Raw genomic sequence first — 18,016 nt, forward strand, 5'->3', positions numbered from 1 at the left:
CTTGGGTATATACAGACGAACAACTCTTGTTGGTCTGGTATTTCTCACTGAGCGATAATTACTCTTCTGTCGCTTCCGGAGTACGATTTAGGTGTTGAGCAGTTTGTGCATTCTCTTCTGCCAACCACTCAGCAACGTCTTTCGCAAAGTACGTTAAGATGCCATCTGCACCTGCACGTTTGAAGCACAATAGTGATTCCATCACAATTTCACGCTCTTTGAGCCAGCCATTCATGATCGCCGCTTTATGCATCGCGTACTCGCCAGAGACTTGATAAGCAAATGTCGGTACTTGAAGTTCAGTTTTTACTCGGCGAACTACATCTAAGTATGGCATACCAGGTTTAACCATCACCATGTCCGCACCTTCATTGATGTCTAGCGCCACTTCGTGAATCGCTTCATCAATGTTTGCTGGATCCATTTGGTAGTTTTTCTTGTTGCCGCCTTTTAGATTTGAAGAAGAGCCAACCGCATCACGGAATGGTCCGTAGTAGTTCGATGCGTACTTAGCCGAGTAAGCCATGATTTGTGTATGAATGTAGCCCGCGTTTTCTAATGCTTCGCGGATCTTACCAATTCGGCCATCCATCATGTCTGAAGGCGCGACTACGTCAGCTCCCGCTTCTGCATGAGACAAAGCCTGCTTAACCAATACTTCTGTGGTTTCATCATTCATTACGTAGCCATCTTCATCGATGATGCCGTCTTGGCCATGTGTCGTGAATGGGTCAAGTGCCACGTCTGTGATTACACCAATTTGAGGAATGTGTTCTTTAAGCGCTCGTACTGCTCGCTGAACCAAACCTTCTGGGTTGTAGGCTTCAGTAGCACATAAGCTTTTAGCGTCTTGGTTTACGACAGGGAAAAGCGCGATTGCTGGAACGCCTAGATTTGCAAGGTATTGTGCTTCTTCTAGCATTAAATCAATCGACAAACGCTCTACACCCGGCATGGACTCCACGCTCTCACGACGATCTTTACCCATAAGAATGAACATTGGGTAAATCAGATCATTAACAGAAAGTTGGTTCTCAGCCATCAAACGACGACTAAAATCGTGCTTACGTAAACGACGCATACGGCGTGCAGGGAATGGACCTTGAATTGATACAGACACCATTTTCTCCTTGTCTGGACGGTTATGATGATCAAATCATCTGGTGAACAAAATCATATCACTCTTGATGCATGTTGCGAGTGACAATCTGGAAAAAGGTAATGAAAAAAACTGAAAATGACCCAGCACTCACACTCAAGTATACTTCGAATACGAAACCAACCATGAAGCACAGAGAGTAACGATGATCGATACCCACGCGCACATCTATGCTAGCGAATTTGATAACGACCGCGATGAAGTAGTACAACGCGCCTTAACGCAAGGCATTAATAAAATCCTGTTGCCAAACATCGATCTGGACTCAATTGAGCCCATGCTAAAAACCGAAGCGGCATATCCTGACGTATGCCACTCAATGATGGGGCTGCACCCTTGCTATGTGGATAACAACGTTGAGCAAACGTTGGAGATCATCCGCGGTTGGTTTGAGAAACACAAGTTTATTGCGGTGGGCGAAATCGGTATCGACCTGTATTGGGACAAAACCTATCGTGCTGAGCAAGAAATGGCGTTCGTAGCTCAACTTGACTGGGCAAAAGAGATGGATTTACCGGTCGTTATCCACACTCGTGATTCGATTGAAGAAACACTCACTTTGCTACGACAAGAGCAAGATGGTCGTCTGCGTGGTGTATTCCACTGTTTTGGAGGCAGCTTAGAAGAAGCGCAAGCAATCAATGAGCTAGGCTTCCACTTAGGCTTAGGTGGCGTATCAACCTTTAAGAATGGCGGGATGGATAAAGTCATTCCACATTTGGATATGCAGTGGGTCATTTTAGAAACCGACTGTCCATATTTAGCGCCGGTGCCACACCGTGGTAAACGTAATGAACCAGCCTACACTTCTCTCGTTGCACAACGTGTTGCCGACTTGCGTGATGTCGACATCGCAACCATCGATGCCATAACGACTGAGAATGCCAAAACGCTGTTTAATATTTAATTCACGAGAATTGAAAAAAGCGACGAAATCAACGTCGCTTTTTTATCACCTAAACTATTGAATGAACGATTCAACCCGTTGAAATAGTAGAACAATCCATACAAAATTATTGATAAACATAATAATTAACTAGCAACTCTACTTACTTCTCATATCGTCACTTTACTTCGTCCGCTTTGCAAAACTGTCGACAACTCGACACATTATTTTTCTATACTGATTTACGCCCATTAATTAGCACAAATGTAAAACAGCATGAATATGGAAGTTGAAGTGTGTACACATGGTGCTTACTTACAACGCGTACCGCGCAGTTTGTTTCAAAAGCTGCTGGGCATCAAGGAAGTATACGTATGCACAAAATGTGGTTACGTCATGAAAGTTAAGTAATTAGCCCAAGAAAAAACCAACCGCAAAAAAAGCGGCTCAATTGAGCCGCTTTTCACATCTAGATTAGCCTTATTCTTTGGTTTCCGCTTCTACTTCTTCGCTTCGACGAGTATAAAAACGCGCGAAGAACAAACCGACTTCAAACAGTAAACACATCGGAATAGCGAGTAAGGTTTGCGAGATCATGTCTGGTGGCGTTAACACCATACCTACGACAAACGCAGCCACTATAATATAAGGACGTTTCTGTCTTAAATCTTCTGGTGTAGTGGCCCCAGTCCAACACAACAAAATAATCGCAACAGGCACCTCGAATGCGATACCAAACGCCATAAATAGCGCCAGCACAAAGTCGAGATAACTCGAGATATCAGTTGCAAACTCTACTCCACCAAGAGAGATGGCGGTAAAGAAGCCAAACACCAATGGAAATACCACGAAGTAGGCAAATGCCACTCCACAGTAGAACAATAGCGAACTCGAAAACAGCAGTGGCATGATCAATCGACGTTCATGCTTGTACAAACCTGGCGCTACAAATGCCCACACTTGATACAAGATAAAAGGCACCGCAATAAATACCGAAGCAATTAACGTCAGCTTAAGTGGCGTAAAAAAAGGTGACGCTACATCCGTAGCAATCATGGTCGCGCCTTCAGGTAGACGCTCTACTAAAGGTGCGGAAACAAACTCGTAAATGTGGTTAGAGAAATAAATTAGTCCAACAAACACGACCAACACTGCGAGGATTGAACGCAGTAGTCGGTTGCGAAGCTCCAACAAATGACTAATTAAAGGTTGTGTCTGCTCGACGGTAGACATGGCAAACCTCTTATTAAAAACCAGATCAAAAAGGAGCTACCAATCACTAGTAGCTCCTCCTAATGAGACTATTCGGCTTTCTTATCTGCCGCTGTAACCTTGCTCTCTTGCGCTTTCACGGCCTCTTCGACTGCTGGCTCTGTTTTTACAGGCTCAGCCTCTGAATCGGTGTTCTTTGCGTAAGGACGATTTACAGATTGCGCTGCCTTCTTCAACTCTTCAACTGAAGATTTCAACTCAGGGGACAAATCATCCATCCCCATTTGTTCTGCTTTGCGCAAGTTTTCTTGCAGCTCTTGGACTTTCAGCTCGTGTGACAATTCGTCTTTGACGCTATTTGCCATACTCTTAGCGGCACCGATAAAGCGAGACACGCTGCGAATAGCATGAGGCAAACGCTCCGGCCCAAGAACGACCAGACCAACAACAGATATTAATACCAGTTCCCAAAAACCGATATCAAACACGTTTTACGCCTGCTCTTTGTCTTTTTTCGTTTCAGGAGCAGCTTCTTTTTTCTGCTGCTCTTCTAGACTTTTTGGTTCGAAGTCTGCGTCTTTGTCATTTTTCGCAGGTTCATCTTCGCTCATCGCTTTTTTGAAGCCCTTAACGGCACCACCCAGATCGCCACCGATACCGCGTAGTTTCTTTGTTCCGAATAGCAATACAACAATTACAGCAATGATTAGAAGTTGCCAAACACTGATACCACCCATTCTCTTTACCTCGGGTCTTTAAACAAACAAAAATATTTCAAGAGTTTAACGTCTATTGACGATAAGCTCGCCAACTAAGCAGCCAAAATGTGACACCTGCGATACCGCAGGCCAACGAAAGCTGCTCAAAAGCATCGTTCACCAATATTGCCGAGCATACGACTAAAGTCGCGCCAACGCCAAACAAAAACTTTCCTGTCGCCTGCTGGCGCTTGCTCTGGCGATACCCTTGATAAAGCTGATCCATACGTTGATTCATCGCTTTACCTTGTTTCAGGCTATCGTAAAGTAGCTCTGGCAGTTCAGGTAATTTCTCTGCCCAAAATGGTGCGCGGTCTTTAATCGCATTCACTAGAGCTTGTGGCCCAACTTGATTCATCATCCATTCCTCCAGGAATGGTTTTGCGGTCTCCCACAAATCAAGTTGAGGATATAGCTGCCTACCAAGCCCCTCCACGTACAACAGCGTTTTTTGCAACAGTACAAGCTGTGGCTGAACCTCCATATTGAATCGACGTGCCGTGTTGAACAAATTCAACAACACATGACCAAAGGAGATTTCGCACAATGGCTTAGCAAAAATAGGCTCACACACAATGCGAATCGCGAACTCAAACTCATCGACATTGGTATCCGCAGGCACCCACCCTGAATCCACATGTAACTCCGCCACTCGGCGGTAGTCACGATTGAAAAACGCCAGGAAGTTTTCCGCCAGATAACGCTTGTCTTCGCTATTAAGTGTACCAACGATTCCGCAATCTAGCCCTATCCACATTGGGTTCTCTGGATGTTCGGGGTTGACGAACACATTACCCGGATGCATATCGGCATGGAAAAAGCTGTCTCGGAACACCTGAGTGAAGAACACACTCACACCGCGTTCCGCGAGCAATTTCATATTGGTGCCATTTGCTTTCAAGCCTTCAATATCAGAGACTTGAATGCCATATATTCGCTCAGAAACCATGACAGTTTCATTACTGAAGTCGGGAAAAACTTCAGGAACATACAATTCTTCGCTGCCCTCAAAGTTGCGGCGCAACTGAATGGCATTCGCCGCCTCACGTCGCAAGTCGAGTTCATCAAGCAGGGTTTTCTCGTACTCACGCACGACTTCAACTGGTTTTAAACGACGTGCTTCAGGCATCGCTCCGGCGACTATACGCGCCATTCGGTGCATCAGTTTTAGATCTGAATCAATGACTGGGCGAATATCTGGGCGGATAACCTTTAATACCACTTCTTGGTTAGTGTCTTTTATGCGCGCAGTATGTACTTGAGCAATCGACGCAGACGCCAGTGGTTTGATATCAAACTCGGTAAACCATTTTTCTAACGGACCACCTAATGCTTGCTCCATCTGCTTTTTTGCCAACTCGCCATCAAAAGGCGCGACTTGGTCTTGAAGTAAAGCTAGGGGATCAGCGATATGCGGAGGAAATAAGTCACGGCGCGTCGACATCATCTGACCGAACTTAATCCAAACCGGCCCCAGCTCTTGCAGTGCTAAACGCAGACGTTCACCGAGTGGTTTTTCTGGGTGCTTGTTCTTAATCCAAAACAAGCTTTTGCGCAGTAAAAGCGGCGCTTTGGTCAGTTGGTGATCGGGAAGCAGCTCATCTAAGCCGTATTCCAGTTGTACTTTGGCGATGTGGTATAAGCGCTTTAGTTCTGCTGGCGTCATGGTTTCTCCAATGCAGGCTTATCTGCATCCAGCTTATTCAGCAAAGCCGTTAAACGAGCTTCAATGCGAGAAGCCTGGCTGCGAACCTCATCAACTTGGTCGCAGAAATAGGCCACTTCTAACGGAGCGGGAGCCAGTTTCCATTCTTCAGTCACTACTTGCGCAAGATGACGTTGGTGTTTTTCTGCTTGAGACGCAAGAAAGTTGCCGATGTTTTTTGAGCCTTGCACAAAGGTATGTGCGGCGACATCGCCAGTCACGCGAGACAACCACTCTTCAACATCTGGTTTGCAATCCACCATCAACTGAGAGAATTTCTGCGCCAATTGAATATCGCCTTCAAGTTCAAGTTTATCTTGTTTAATAAGACGAGTGATGTTGGCCTGATCGCGCAGCTCTGGTAACACACTCAAGTTGAGCGATAGATAGCAGTTAGGCTGCCCTTCGTAATGACCAAGCACATCAATTTGCTGACTAAAAACGAATGTCAGTGTTTTATTGATCTCTTTCAGGTGAACTTGAATAACTTGACCTTTTAGACGCGCTAAACGACGGCCCAATGCAGGGTCGTCTTTGATCAGTGTATTCAGTGACGTTTCAATCACAGCGGTGATAAGTGGTTCAAATGGCATGCCGTTAACCCTTAGAATTTATAACCGCGATGCAAAGCCACAATACCACCAGTTAAGTTGTAGTATTTGGTGTTTTCAAAACCTGCGTCTTGCATCATGCCTTCCAGCGTTTCTTGGTCTGGATGCATACGGATTGACTCCGCTAGGTAGCGGTAACTCTCTGAGTCATTCGCAACTAGCTCACCGATTCTCGGCAACAAGTGGAATGAATATGCGTCGTATACTTTCGATAACGGCTCTAGCACTGGTTTTGAAAATTCCAACACCAATAGACGGCCGCCTGGCTTCAGTACGCGGAACATTGAACGAAGCGCTTTGTCTTTGTCAGTCACATTACGCAAACAAAAACTGATGGTGATCACATCAAAATAATCATCTGGGAACGGCAGTTCTTCTGCGTTGGCTTGAACGTAGTGCACGTTACCCACAATACCGTTATCACGCAGTTTATCGCGACCAACGTTAAGCATTGAGTTATTGATATCGGCAAGGATGACATGGCCTTCATCGCCAACAATGCGCGAGAATTTCGCCGTCAAATCACCCGTACCACCACCTAGGTCAAGAATACGTTGGCCAGGGCGAGCACCACTACAATCGATAGTGAAGCGCTTCCAAAGGCGGTGAATACCACCAGACATCAGGTCATTCATGATGTCGTATTTTGTTGCCACGGAGTGGAATACTTCGGCAACCTTAGTCACTTTTTCGTCTTTTGCCACTGTAGAGAAACCAAAGTGAGTGGTTTCATTCTCTAACGCTGTATTGGATTGCAAACTTGTGTCCGTCATTCTAATTCCTCTTAGGCAGCGCTTTCCTCTACGGGGCGTTTGTTGACAAATAAAATCGCCCACTGCACTGCGGGCGATTAGTTTACTTTATCCTCAGCCGGATGTCTTTCTACTAACGGGTCATTTTCTGAAAATGCATCACTCTGCGCTAACTGCGCGAGGTCGGAAGAAATCGGTCGTTTAATTTCAACTCCCAAGTGTTTAAAGCTTTCGGCTTGGCGAATCACATTTCCGCGCCCTGTGGCAAGCTTGTTCATCGCACCTTGATAGCTTTGATTCGCCTTATCCAGCGCACCGCCGAGCCCCTCCATGTCGTCTACAAACAATCGTAATTTGTCGTAGAGTTTTGTCGCACGCTGCGCAATCATTTTGGCGTTTTCATTTTGGCGTTCATTGCGCCATAGATTATCAATGGTGCGCAATGCCACCAGCAACGTTGTTGGGCTCACCAAAATGATGTTTTGCTCCATCGCGTCTTTAATCAAGCTCGGATCGGCTTGAATCGCGACTTGGAACGCCGGCTCAACCGGGATAAACATCAGAACATAGTCCAAACTCTGAATACCTTTGAGTTTGTGGTAGTCCTTCATGCTTAACCCTTTGATATGTGCACGTAGAGCAGCTAAGTGCGCATTCAAAGCCTGATCGCGCTCAGCATCAGTTTCGGCGTTGAAGTAGCGCTCATAGGCAACCAGCGCCATTTTAGAATCCACAACCACTTGTTTGTTTTGTGGGAGATGCACAATGACATCAGGTTGGTAACGCTTGCCTGCTTCATTTTGTAAGTTCACCTGAGTCTGATATTCGTGCCCTTCACGCAAGCCAGATTCGGCAAGTACCCTAGCGAGCACCACTTCGCCCCAGTTACCTTGCTGTTTGTTGTCCCCTTTCAACGCTTGGGTCAAATTAACCGCTTCGCGCGTCATTTGCTCGTTCAAACGTTGCAGGTTTTTCAGCTCATGCACTAAGGTATGGCGCTCTTTAGCTTCTTGGCTAAAGCTGTCATTAACGTGCTTTTTGAACCCTTCTAACTGTTCTCTAAGCGGTGACAACAAGCCTTCTAAACTCTGACGGTTTTGCAAATCGACCTTCGCGGTTTTTTCTTCAAACAATTGGTTGGCCAAGTGCTCAAATTGTTGTTTCAAGCGTGCTTCCGCTTGTTCTAAAATTTGCAGTTTTTCGGCATTAGCTTGGTTAATTTGCTCATGGCGAGCTTGCTGTTCACGCAGCTGCGTTTCTAGACGTGATTTGTGTTCACGCATTTGACCAAGCTCATCAAAGTATTGCTGGCGCTCTTGCTTTACAGCCTCGAAGTAACGCAGTTTTTCCATAGCTGCCATCAGCTTTCCGTGCGTTTGACGCACTTCAAACGCGGCTTTATCGCGCTCATCATCTAACTCATCCAACTCTTGCTGAGCATCGGCAAGGCTTTGCTTGACCTGTTCAAGTTGCTGTTGATGAAGCTGTTTTTCTGAAACAAGTTGTTGCTCGAGAAGCTGAGTTTGGGTGATAAAACGCTGTTTCACCCACCAACCGGCAGCGACACCACTAAGCGTGGCAGCACAAAGAGAAGAGAGAATGAGAGATTGGTACTCAAGAATCCATTGCATAATAGCGAGTTAGCCTGTGTTTTGTATCTATAACAATGGTATTTAGACACTGGATAAATGTCCAGTTTGTTGGATGAAAAATCCTCGCATACACTAGGCCTTCCTATAATATTCTTTCTTCCGCTCAAATTATCCAAACCGAGCGGCACATCATCACGCAGAGGCATCATGAACGAGCGTCGCGCCCTAGGATTTGGGCTCTCAGCAGTATTACTTTGGTCTACCGTTGCAACCGCATTTAAACTCACGCTGGCAGAATTTACGCCGATTCAAATGCTATGCATTGCCAGCATCGTCTCTGCGATTGCACTAACAGTAATCTGTGGTGTGCAAGGTAAATTGGGCCAGTTAAGCGCTACATTTTTCTCAAACCCTTGGTATTACCTACTGCTTGGGTTGATTAACCCTTTGGCGTATTACGTTATTCTGTTCAAAGCATATGACTTGCTGCCCGCATCTCAGGCTCAAGCGATCAACTACAGCTGGGCCATCACCTTAACGCTAATGGCTGCTGTTTTCTTAGGACAAAAGATCCGTGGTAAGGACTGGCTGGCTTGCGGTTTTAGTTATGTCGGCGTGATAGTGATTGCCACACAAGGCAATCTTTTAGGCATGGAATTTGAGAGCCCGTTGGGTGTTGGTCTTGCGCTGCTATCAACGCTGCTGTGGGCCGGTTACTGGATTTTAAATACCAAAAATAAGGCCGACCCTGTGGTTGGCGTTCTGCTCGGCTTTTTGGTCGCTATTCCATTCGCCATTGGTTTAAGTCTTTATGAAGGTGCTGACTGGCAGGCAATCTCAGCTAAAGGCTGGGCAGCGGTGACGTATGTCGGACTGTTTGAAATGGGGATCACTTTCGTTTTGTGGCTGAGCGCACTCAAATCAACGCAAAACACCGCGCGTATCAGTAATCTGATCTTTGCTTCTCCATTTATCTCACTCATGTTGTTAGCTACCATCATCGGCGAAGAAATTCATCCTTCAACCTTGATTGGCCTGGTATTGATCATCAGTGGCTTAGTCATTCAGCAAGTCTCATGGGGCAAGAAAACCAAAGCGGTAAACGCTTCTTAATCACCTATCAAAAGCCCTAAAAAACGATGCAATAAGTTGGATAAAAAAGAGATATAGATAACATTTTAATGATAGAAAGCACTTTACGCTGCTAGGATTTAGCTACGCGTTGGATACGATACTCACAAAGCCCAATAGCTTACGCTAGATTCTAATATAATTACCTTTGGGCGATTTAGGACTCGTTATTAATTATGTTTCGCTTCGCTATTCCTTCGCCTTTGATGGCAGACTGGCAACACGTTCTGCGACAATGCTGTGATGTAACTCAAGCTCAGGGACAGCTTTATACTCTGAGCGATACTCAGCAGTGGCTATCGACTGAGGTGTCCACCTCAACCCAAAATCATCGTGCTATCATCGATGTGATAACGCAAGTTGTCGATCACTTTACGCCGACAGATTTTACAGTTAGCCATACCCCCTTTGAAGAGCAAACCTTGAGCATAGGACCGATTTGGCTACCTAATGGCGAATTGCTTGCCGTACTGACATTGACTCACCCTAATGATCAATCGACGGTTGTTTCGGCATGGCTAAGCGCAATCGCGGGGCGGATCAGCTTTGATATCAACTTGCACTGTCAGCAAGAACAAACGCGACATCAAAGCGCGGAAATAAAGCCAACACCAACACTACAAGAGTTTATCGACTGCCTTGAAGACCACGTATGGATAAAAGGCATGGATGGCCTTTATTCGATGACCAACCGAAGCGTAGAAAACGCGTGGCAAAAAACCAACAGTGAAATCATTGGAAAAGACGATTTTGCCCTGTTTAGCCATGAACGTGCGGAAAAATTCATTGATGCCGATAAATTGGTGGTAGCCACTGGCACGCAAAATATTGTTGAAGAATGCCGTCAAATTGATGAAAACAATAACCCCACTTGGCTAGAAACCATTAAGTCTCCTGTCCGTGATCATGCGGGAAACTTAATCGGCATTCTGGGGATGACACGTAACATCACCCGCCGAAAAATGGTAGAAACGCAGCTCTCCTTAGCGTCCCAAATTTTCAACAATTCGCAAGAAGGCATGGTCATTACAGACCGCAATGCCAACATCATTGATGTAAACACGGCTTTTACCCAAATTACAGGTTACCGCTCTGAAGAGGTGATAGGAAAAAACCCACGAATTCTGCGCTCAGGCCATCATGATCAAGGTTTCTATCAACAGTTGTGGCATCAACTCGAAAACAAAGGCCAATGGAAAGGCGAATTCATCAACAGAAAGAAAGATGGCAGCATTTATCCGCAATTAGCGACCATTAGCGCCGTAATGGACGATAAAAACCACCTTATTAACTACATTTGTGTGTTTGAAGATATCTCTGTGCGTAAGGCACACGAAGAAAAGCTGCAGCGCATGGCTTTTTACGATCCATTAACCAATCTACCTAATCGCACCCATTTACTCAGCTTACTCGAACAACACATCGAAACCGGACACAAAAACCAGCAGACGTTTGCCACCCTATTCTTAGATATCGACCATTTCAAACACATCAACGATAGCATGGGCCATTTCTGTGGTGACCAATTGCTGTCTAAGTTAGCGATTCGTCTGCAAGATGTCCTTCACCTCAATGCACATGTGGCTCGTATTGGCGGCGATGAATTTGTGATTATTTTGCCAGATATCCATAGTGATGTTGCCTTATTGGAAACCGTCGGCGATATTCTAAGCGTATTCCAGCAACCATTCGACTTGGTAAATCACGACTCACTTCGTGTCTCGACCAGTATTGGTATTGCCTTGTACCCAAGAGACGGTCAAGACAGTGAAACCTTACTGAAAAACGCAGACACCGCGATGTACTTAGCGAAGAAAAATGGACGCAACGGCTACGCGTTTTACTCACCGGATTTGACCGATAAATCCGTATCCCATGTACGCATTCAATCCGCTTTGCATCAAGCAATAGAAAAACAACAACTCCGGTTAGAATTCCAACCGCAATACAATTTGGAACAAAATACGATTGTCGGCGTGGAAGCTTTATTACGCTGGCAGCATCCAGAGTTTGGCCTTGTACCACCAGCAGACTTTATTCCAATTGCAGAAAAAACAGGGCTGATTCAAAGCATTGGTGAGTGGGTGTTACAACAAGCTTGTTTGCAAGGTAATGCTTGGCTGGACCAAGGCATCGAGTTTGGCAAAATCGCCGTAAATGTTTCTGCGTTGCAGCTTCAGCAGTCAAATTTCATTCAGCGATTAAGTACTATCCTCGATAACACCGGATACCCTGCCCAACGGTTAGATTTGGAGATCACAGAGAGCTTTTTACTGATCGACCCTCAACAAGCCATTGCATCGTTAAATCAATTACGAGAACTGGGTATTGAGATTTCTCTGGATGACTTTGGAACTGGCTATTCGTCTTTGTCTTACTTGAAAGGTTTGCCAATCAACAAACTGAAAATTGACCGCTCATTTGTCAGTGATGTCCCAAGTAATAGCGACAGCAACGCGATTGTGAATGCCATTATTGCCATGGGAAAAACGCTGTCGTTGAAAGTCGTCGCGGAAGGGATAGAAACTCGGGAACAAGCCGATTATTTATTCGAAAAAGGCTGTATTTATGGTCAGGGATATTTATTTAGTCAGCCAGTGAGCGCTGAAAAACTGTTTCGTTGAACCAGCTTGACCCTCAAGTCACTCTCGCGGTGCCACGTCCGCGGAGGTGATTTGCTTTGCTTGATTTTGGGTTGATTGGCATAGCTCTAGACGATCAACCAAAATATTGATACAAACCAGCAACGGCACACCGATCAATAGTCCCATTCCGCCCCAAAGCCAGCCCCAAAAAACAAGCCAAACAAAAATCACTAACGGGTTTAAGTTAAACCTTTTCCCCAATAGTGTTGGTGTAACAAACTGACTTTCAATCAAATTGAGCAGTAAATAGATAGACACCACCGTCAGCATAAAACTGACCGACTCCAACTGAAGATAAGCAACAAAGCCAAAGCTCACCATGGATATGACAGGGCCGAGGTACGGCGCAAAATTCATCACGCCTGCAAATGCGCCCCATAGAAATGGATCTTCAAGGCCTAGAACAAAAAACACGGCCCCAACACTCAACCCCAGCCCCGCATTCACTAAAGTGATGGTGCCAATGTATCGAGATAGGTCTTTCTGTAGCGCTTTGACCAACTCAATCGCTTGGCGCTGTTTGGCGAACCCATGTAAGTAAGACACTGACTTTCGAAATAAGCTTCGTCCATGATTGAGCATAAAGTAAACCATAAACAGCACGATCATCGCTTGTGTCAAAATCGTCGGCGTAGTGGTCGCGAGCGTTTTTACCAAAGAAAATACGGTGTTGTTCCCGACCTCATCCATACTCATATCGTTGGCGATATTCAATGGAGTATTAAGGTGATCAGCCGAAGCTTTAGTAACTTCGCTTACTTCTTGCGACACATTTTTCACGATACTGGGCAGCTCAGACCACCATTGCTTGGCGGGCTCCGACATGGCGGCAAGACCAATAATTGAGGCGCCAACGAGGAATGACAGCGTCAACACGACGGTAATAGCACGTGGTAAACCTTTGTCTTCAAGATAATTAATGAAAGGGCTGCACAGCAGAGAAATAAAGGTGCTAAGCACAATAGGTAACAATATTGGCTTGGCAAAATACAGCCCTGGGACGAGTAACAGGACGAGAAGCGTTGCACCAATCGCAGTGTTGGCAGGAATGTTCAATTTCGCTGTCATAATAAGCTCAGAATCGGTAAGAAAATTTTGCGGTGAAATCCGCTATTAGAGTGGTTCGCCCTCTGTCGTCGCAGCGTTGCTTACTTGTGTTGCTGCATTTCCATTTTGCTCCGCATCTGACTCATCCAGAGAAGCTGCCGCGACCGGCTTTGTGAGCGAATCGGTAATATCAGACACGCTGCTAACCAATAGCCCCATTGACGAAATAGAAGAAGTCAGTCGAGACAATCGACCTGCTTTTGCTGCGGTAACGGCAACGACAGCACTAATGCCTAATGTCGTCCAAGGGTTTTCTCTCACAAACTTCTTGGTGGTAAACGTGAACATTTCCATCGACAAACAACATTGCTCTAGAGATGCTTTACCTTCCATCCGCTTGATCCGCATGGCTCGATTGAGCTTTTGTAGCGAGCGCATCCCACCCCTCCTGTAATTGTTCTGTCGTATTTTTGAATCCAAGAAATCCAACTAAACGCTTCTGCCACCAGGCTAAAGCAAATAATGCCAAGCCTAATGATGTGATAAATACACCCACGGCAACATATACGTTGGCAGTTAACTGATAAGCCACCACCCCAGAGGCAAGGCACAAACTGAATACGAACAATACCGACAATAGGGTAAAAACAACGGTACACAGCAAAATCTGACGCACTGCGGACACGTTAACTTTCATCTCCAAGAGGAACAAATCCAACGTTGAACCTGACCATGCTTTTAGCGATTTCGTCAGTTGGTCCAATTGCGCAAGAATGTTGCTCAAACCATTAATGGTTTGTTGGATATCCTGTTCTTCTGCCCCATCAGGGGCTCGGCCGCTGTCTGAAGCCGCCGAGCCTGATTGCTGATTGGTAACTTGCCCTGAGTTATTCATGTGAAGCCTCGCCTTTCTGTTGTGTGGCTTAATCCTTGGTGACCACTATTATTTGATCAGCTTCGAAACCGCCCAACCAGCAAGGAAGGCACAGCCTATGCTCAGCAATGGGCGCTCCTTGATTACATTTTCTGCCGACTTAGTCGCCTGCTGAACTTGCTGTGCACCGACATCCAGCTTCTCTTTGGCTTGGTCTTTCATCGCGCCAACGGCTTCCGTCGTGGCTTGTTCCGCTAAGTGATATGCTTCTTCTAACTGCTCTTGAGGTTTTACTGTGCTTTCTTTTGTAGTAGCCATAACTAGCCTCCATTAATGAGTTGAATAGTGAATCAAGTGAAACAATGTTTGACCTCACTTACTCCCTACAAAGCCATATCCATGCCAGAATTTTAAGTTATTGTTTTTTATTAATTTTATTTTCATTTCGATAAAAAGCCGTATCTGTACGTGTAATTCTTTCCAAGCTTTCCCCGCCATTCTTGTAATTTTTTCTTAGCGCCTTACCGACTGTTAGCAAGTTATTGCAAAAAAAGACATTAAGCCACTGATTAATAAGACTTAAAATTCATTGGCATACAACCTGCAATTAAAGATGAAACATCGTGTTTGTATTCCATACGCTCAAACACCCCTATCACCAGTAAATAAGGAGTGGCATATGAAAAATGAAAACATCGCCTCAATCATTGAGCTTATCGAAAGCGGAAATGAAATTTACAACAAGGCCATCGAGAACATTGACAACACTTCTTTGAATAATGTGTTGGTAGAACTGCTCAGAGTACGTGAGCGTGCAGTCATTGAGCTCACTCCCTACTCTCTAGCAAGTAACAATGAAGAATCTGCCGACGACACTCCGGTTTCCTACACCATCAAGGCGCGTGAGGTCTACAGCGACGTGATGAAGGAAGTGTCCTCTGACAAAGAGTCTATGTATTTAGAACAGCTTGAAGGTGTCGAAAGCAAGGTACTCAAAGAGATTGAGAATTTGATTACTTGCCACCCAGAGCAGGCGGATAACTCGGTTCTGCTGAAAGTTCGTAGCGATATAAAAAGCTGCAAAGAAAAACTCAGCAGCATCAGCCTTATTAGCTAAAACTTGGTGGTCGCCTTTGCAATAAAGCTCGGTATTGATCAAAGAAATGGCCAACTTGCTTTGGCCATTTCTGACAAGCCCACAGGCGCATTAACATAACCATCACGAGAAATGTCCCACGACAATAGTCATAAATAAAGAGGTCACTATGACATTGGATAACAATCGAGTAAGGGAGCTACTCGTAAAAATGACACACCATCGCCAAACGTGTTTGCCTCTCGTTAACCCGCAATCACATATGACACTCGCAAGAGCGGCATATCGATTCGTGAAAATAGAAAAAGTGATGATCAAAAAGATGGCGAAGCTGTTCTTCGATCAAGATGGTGAACAATTCATTGCAGAAAATGCCACCGAATACGGCGTTGCCGAGTTAGGCAATTACAAAGAAATGCATTTTATGAATAAATTACTGTTAGATGATTTAAAAGCCCTGCTTAGAGCCATTGACGACACCAACTTAACCGCACTTGTTTCTTATTGGTTAGCTGCTTTACAAGTTGAAAACGATGAAATTGAAAAGCACTTACCTCAGGGTGAGTAATTGTACTCGCCCTTCTTTCTTTCACTTTGTTTAAACCACATCCCCAATCAACCTAGTAAAAGGTGCAGATAAAAAAAAAGCCGCTGCATCTACACAGCGACCTTAATAGCCTTTTTACGACGCACACCAAATCATCAAACAACACAGAAAAAGCGCCATGTAGAATACGAAGCAAATGGCGCGTTATCCGCGGATTACCTGTGTTAAAGCGAAGCTGATTTACGTCTCTGACTTGGAACAAATACGTTCAATGACTTTGGACGCAGCTTGATTGCCAGTTGCTCATCAGAATACAGTTCACCATCAATCACATACTCAATCGGTTTATTCGCAGAAATAGTGACGCTCTGAGCCGTCGCGTATTGAAAATGTGTCGATTCTTCCTGTGCGCCTACGCTCGTTAATGTCAGATCCGACAATGCGATAAGACGTCCGCCTAAAGACTCGGTGTTATCTAAATATGTGATATGCAGCTTGCCATCATCAGGCTGCGGCGCATCACCACCTTGGGCAAGCAACGTACTAAATGGAGCGATATTCGCAACGACAAAACTATGGACTTCAAGCGTTTGTGTATTCTTGTCGTGGTTTCCATCTTCAGTTGGAGCGTCTAACGAAACGGTTAAAGCTTGCGTTTCTTCCGCCACTACAGCATTAAAAAAGCCGGTGAGGTAAGCGAGTTGTCCAAAAACATTTTTCTCTTCTCGCTGAGCGTGCTCGATCATTTTCTGTTCTAACCCAATACCTAAGACCAATAAAATAAGCCGCTGATTGCAGTCCGCAGTATCAATACGTTGGCAGTGTCCGCCAAGCAACGCTTCACACGCTTTTTCCACCGGTGAGAATTTGGCGCCAACGCCATAGAGCACATGACATAACGCATTGGCAGTTCCGAGCGGAACAATACCGAGTTTTAGGTCGGTATCCACCAATTGGCTAGCCACCTCTGTTACTGTGCCATCGCCACCAGCTACGATGATTTGCTTAGCTCCACTTTCTTTTGCCTGTTGTGTTAGCTGCTCGGCGCTGAGGTTTGTGGTGGTTTGATGAATACTCAAGCGATATTTTTTGGTTAGCTCACGAATCAAGTGCTGTTCGTTTTCCTCCCATTTGCCGCCACCTGAAACAGGGTTAACCACCATCCAAGTGGATTGATCCAGCCCCAGTACGCCTTTTTCACTGATCGCTCGTAACGTCCTAATCTGTAATTTATTCAATCTCGCGGTACTACGTACGTCATTGATTTTTTTCATCACGGATTCAACCGTCAGTGACGGGTCTTTGCTCAGTAAATACGCCGCCACAACAAACACTGAACGACCACGCCCTAACGCACAATGCACAACCACAGCCCGCGAGCACGAGATTTGAGTATCAATCCAGTTAATCGCATGGCGAAGGCGCTCGAGCGTTGGGGCTTTGTGGTCGAGTACCGGAATCGAAAGGTAATGAAACTGCTTGTCGGTCATCGCACTTTCAAGGCCTGCAAATTCTGCGGTGACATCGACAATACAAGAGATCTCATTGGATTCGAGAAAATCTAAGTCACTCTGAAACAAACGGCGAGATAGGTATAAATTGTCGCTGACTTTTTGGATTGGAGGCACTGTATCACGCCGTCTTTCCCAGGCGTTATACGCTCTAGCCCCCAATAAAAATGGGATGAATGCCCAGCGAATCCATCTGACAATCTTGCCATCTTGGTTTTTTCTAAAAATAGAGGGAATGTCGAATACGTAGGCTACGCTGACCAACGCTAAAGAAAGAGATATCCACAAGAACAGCAGACTAACGATAATTTGAGGCGTATAGATAGCGGCCAATAAACTGATCAGAGCGCCAAGAATATAATATTTGATGATAAACATTCGCTCTCCTTGCCTTCAGCGAGTGCACTTTTTAGTAGAAGTTAGAATACGCGGGGGATTGAGCTTGGATACATGAACTTGAGTAAACGCCTTGATTGAGTGCCTTCCCGTG

At 45.3% G+C, this 18,016-nt stretch carries 18 protein-coding genes; 5 read left to right on the top strand and 13 right to left on the bottom strand.

What is annotated here, in order from left to right; genetic code table 11:
* Positions 1-58 precede the first annotated feature (58 nt).
* Positions 59-1,120, bottom strand: a complete 1,062-nt coding sequence (gene hemB, locus R7P64_RS14510) for a porphobilinogen synthase (protein ID WP_031777176.1) — start codon at positions 1,118-1,120, stop codon at positions 59-61.
* A gap of 184 nt (positions 1,121-1,304) precedes the next feature.
* Here hemB and R7P64_RS14515 point away from each other — a divergent pair, with 184 nt between their 5' ends.
* A complete protein-coding gene (locus R7P64_RS14515; RefSeq protein WP_017635020.1) occupies positions 1,305-2,066 on the top strand; it encodes a TatD family hydrolase in 762 nt (253 codons plus the stop codon).
* Between the two features lie 459 nt (positions 2,067-2,525).
* On the opposite strand, the gene tatC is transcribed toward R7P64_RS14515, so the two are convergent.
* From tatC to rmuC, 7 genes are all read right to left on the bottom strand, one after another.
* Positions 2,526-3,278: a twin-arginine translocase subunit TatC gene (gene tatC / locus R7P64_RS14520; RefSeq protein WP_171343029.1), complete on the bottom strand. Its 753-nt coding sequence runs from the start codon at positions 3,276-3,278 to the stop codon at positions 2,526-2,528.
* 68 nt (positions 3,279-3,346) lie between these two features.
* Positions 3,347-3,745, bottom strand: a complete 399-nt coding sequence (gene tatB / locus R7P64_RS14525) for a Sec-independent protein translocase protein TatB (RefSeq protein WP_017635021.1) — start codon at positions 3,743-3,745, stop codon at positions 3,347-3,349.
* 3 nt (positions 3,746-3,748) lie between these two features.
* Positions 3,749-3,994, bottom strand: coding sequence for a Sec-independent protein translocase subunit TatA (tatA, locus tag R7P64_RS14530; protein WP_005382958.1), 246 nt, complete (start codon positions 3,992-3,994; stop codon positions 3,749-3,751).
* A gap of 52 nt (positions 3,995-4,046) precedes the next feature.
* Positions 4,047-5,681 carry a ubiquinone biosynthesis regulatory protein kinase UbiB gene (gene ubiB, locus R7P64_RS14535; RefSeq protein ID WP_033905891.1) on the bottom strand — a complete coding sequence of 545 codons (1,635 nt, stop codon included), beginning with the start codon at positions 5,679-5,681 and terminating at the stop codon, positions 4,047-4,049.
* Positions 5,678-6,313: an SCP2 domain-containing protein gene (locus tag R7P64_RS14540; RefSeq protein WP_005379213.1), complete on the bottom strand. Its 636-nt coding sequence runs from the start codon at positions 6,311-6,313 to the stop codon at positions 5,678-5,680. The genes ubiB and R7P64_RS14540 overlap by 4 nt, the downstream gene beginning before the upstream one ends.
* Positions 6,314-6,324: 11 nt before the next feature.
* Entirely contained in the window at positions 6,325-7,104 is a 780-nt protein-coding gene (ubiE, locus tag R7P64_RS14545; protein ID WP_005379210.1) for a bifunctional demethylmenaquinone methyltransferase/2-methoxy-6-polyprenyl-1,4-benzoquinol methylase UbiE, read from the bottom strand.
* A 77-nt stretch (positions 7,105-7,181) separates the two neighbouring features.
* Complete coding sequence (rmuC, locus tag R7P64_RS14550) at positions 7,182-8,714, bottom strand: DNA recombination protein RmuC (protein WP_005379209.1); 1,533 nt, start codon at positions 8,712-8,714, stop codon at positions 7,182-7,184.
* A 168-nt stretch (positions 8,715-8,882) separates the two neighbouring features.
* Between rmuC and R7P64_RS14555 the strand changes: the two genes are divergently transcribed.
* Both R7P64_RS14555 and R7P64_RS14560 read left to right on the top strand, forming a co-directional pair.
* Positions 8,883-9,788 (top strand): DMT family transporter, encoded by a 906-nt coding sequence (locus R7P64_RS14555; protein WP_064368891.1) that lies wholly within the window; start codon positions 8,883-8,885, stop codon positions 9,786-9,788.
* A 194-nt stretch (positions 9,789-9,982) separates the two neighbouring features.
* Entirely contained in the window at positions 9,983-12,430 is a 2,448-nt protein-coding gene (locus R7P64_RS14560) for an EAL domain-containing protein (RefSeq protein WP_318118504.1), read from the top strand.
* An 18-nt stretch (positions 12,431-12,448) separates the two neighbouring features.
* Here R7P64_RS14560 and R7P64_RS14565 read toward each other — a convergent pair whose 3' ends face one another.
* From R7P64_RS14565 to R7P64_RS14580, 4 genes are read right to left on the bottom strand one after another with little or no spacing between them, the layout of a single operon-like run.
* A complete protein-coding gene (locus R7P64_RS14565) occupies positions 12,449-13,519 on the bottom strand; it encodes an AI-2E family transporter (RefSeq protein WP_005379202.1) in 1,071 nt (356 codons plus the stop codon).
* A gap of 45 nt (positions 13,520-13,564) precedes the next feature.
* Positions 13,565-13,891: a hypothetical protein gene (locus tag R7P64_RS14570; protein ID WP_005379200.1), complete on the bottom strand. Its 327-nt coding sequence runs from the start codon at positions 13,889-13,891 to the stop codon at positions 13,565-13,567.
* Positions 13,881-14,393 (bottom strand): phage holin family protein, encoded by a 513-nt coding sequence (locus tag R7P64_RS14575; RefSeq protein WP_213968522.1) that lies wholly within the window; start codon positions 14,391-14,393, stop codon positions 13,881-13,883. The genes R7P64_RS14570 and R7P64_RS14575 overlap by 11 nt, the downstream gene beginning before the upstream one ends.
* Positions 14,394-14,441: 48 nt before the next feature.
* The gene (locus tag R7P64_RS14580) at positions 14,442-14,690 is read right to left on the bottom strand and encodes a hypothetical protein (protein ID WP_005379196.1); all 249 of its coding nucleotides are present in this window, start codon (positions 14,688-14,690) and stop codon (positions 14,442-14,444) included.
* Between the two features lie 361 nt (positions 14,691-15,051).
* Between R7P64_RS14580 and R7P64_RS14585 the strand changes: the two genes are divergently transcribed.
* Together R7P64_RS14585 and R7P64_RS14590 are read left to right on the top strand one after the other, a co-directional pair.
* Positions 15,052-15,489 carry a DUF2383 domain-containing protein gene (locus R7P64_RS14585; protein ID WP_318123662.1) on the top strand — a complete coding sequence of 146 codons (438 nt, stop codon included), beginning with the start codon at positions 15,052-15,054 and terminating at the stop codon, positions 15,487-15,489.
* Positions 15,490-15,637: 148 nt separating this feature from the next.
* Positions 15,638-16,036 (top strand): hypothetical protein, encoded by a 399-nt coding sequence (locus tag R7P64_RS14590; protein ID WP_005379193.1) that lies wholly within the window; start codon positions 15,638-15,640, stop codon positions 16,034-16,036.
* A gap of 203 nt (positions 16,037-16,239) precedes the next feature.
* On the opposite strand, the gene R7P64_RS14595 is transcribed toward R7P64_RS14590, so the two are convergent.
* Positions 16,240-17,904, bottom strand: a complete 1,665-nt coding sequence (locus tag R7P64_RS14595) for a diacylglycerol kinase family protein (protein WP_258474622.1) — start codon at positions 17,902-17,904, stop codon at positions 16,240-16,242.
* Positions 17,905-18,016: the final 112 nt, after the last annotated feature.

Origin of the sequence: Vibrio sp. 2304, assembly GCF_033339475.1 — a bacterium.
GTDB classification, from domain to species: domain Bacteria; phylum Pseudomonadota; class Gammaproteobacteria; order Enterobacterales; family Vibrionaceae; genus Vibrio; species Vibrio alginolyticus.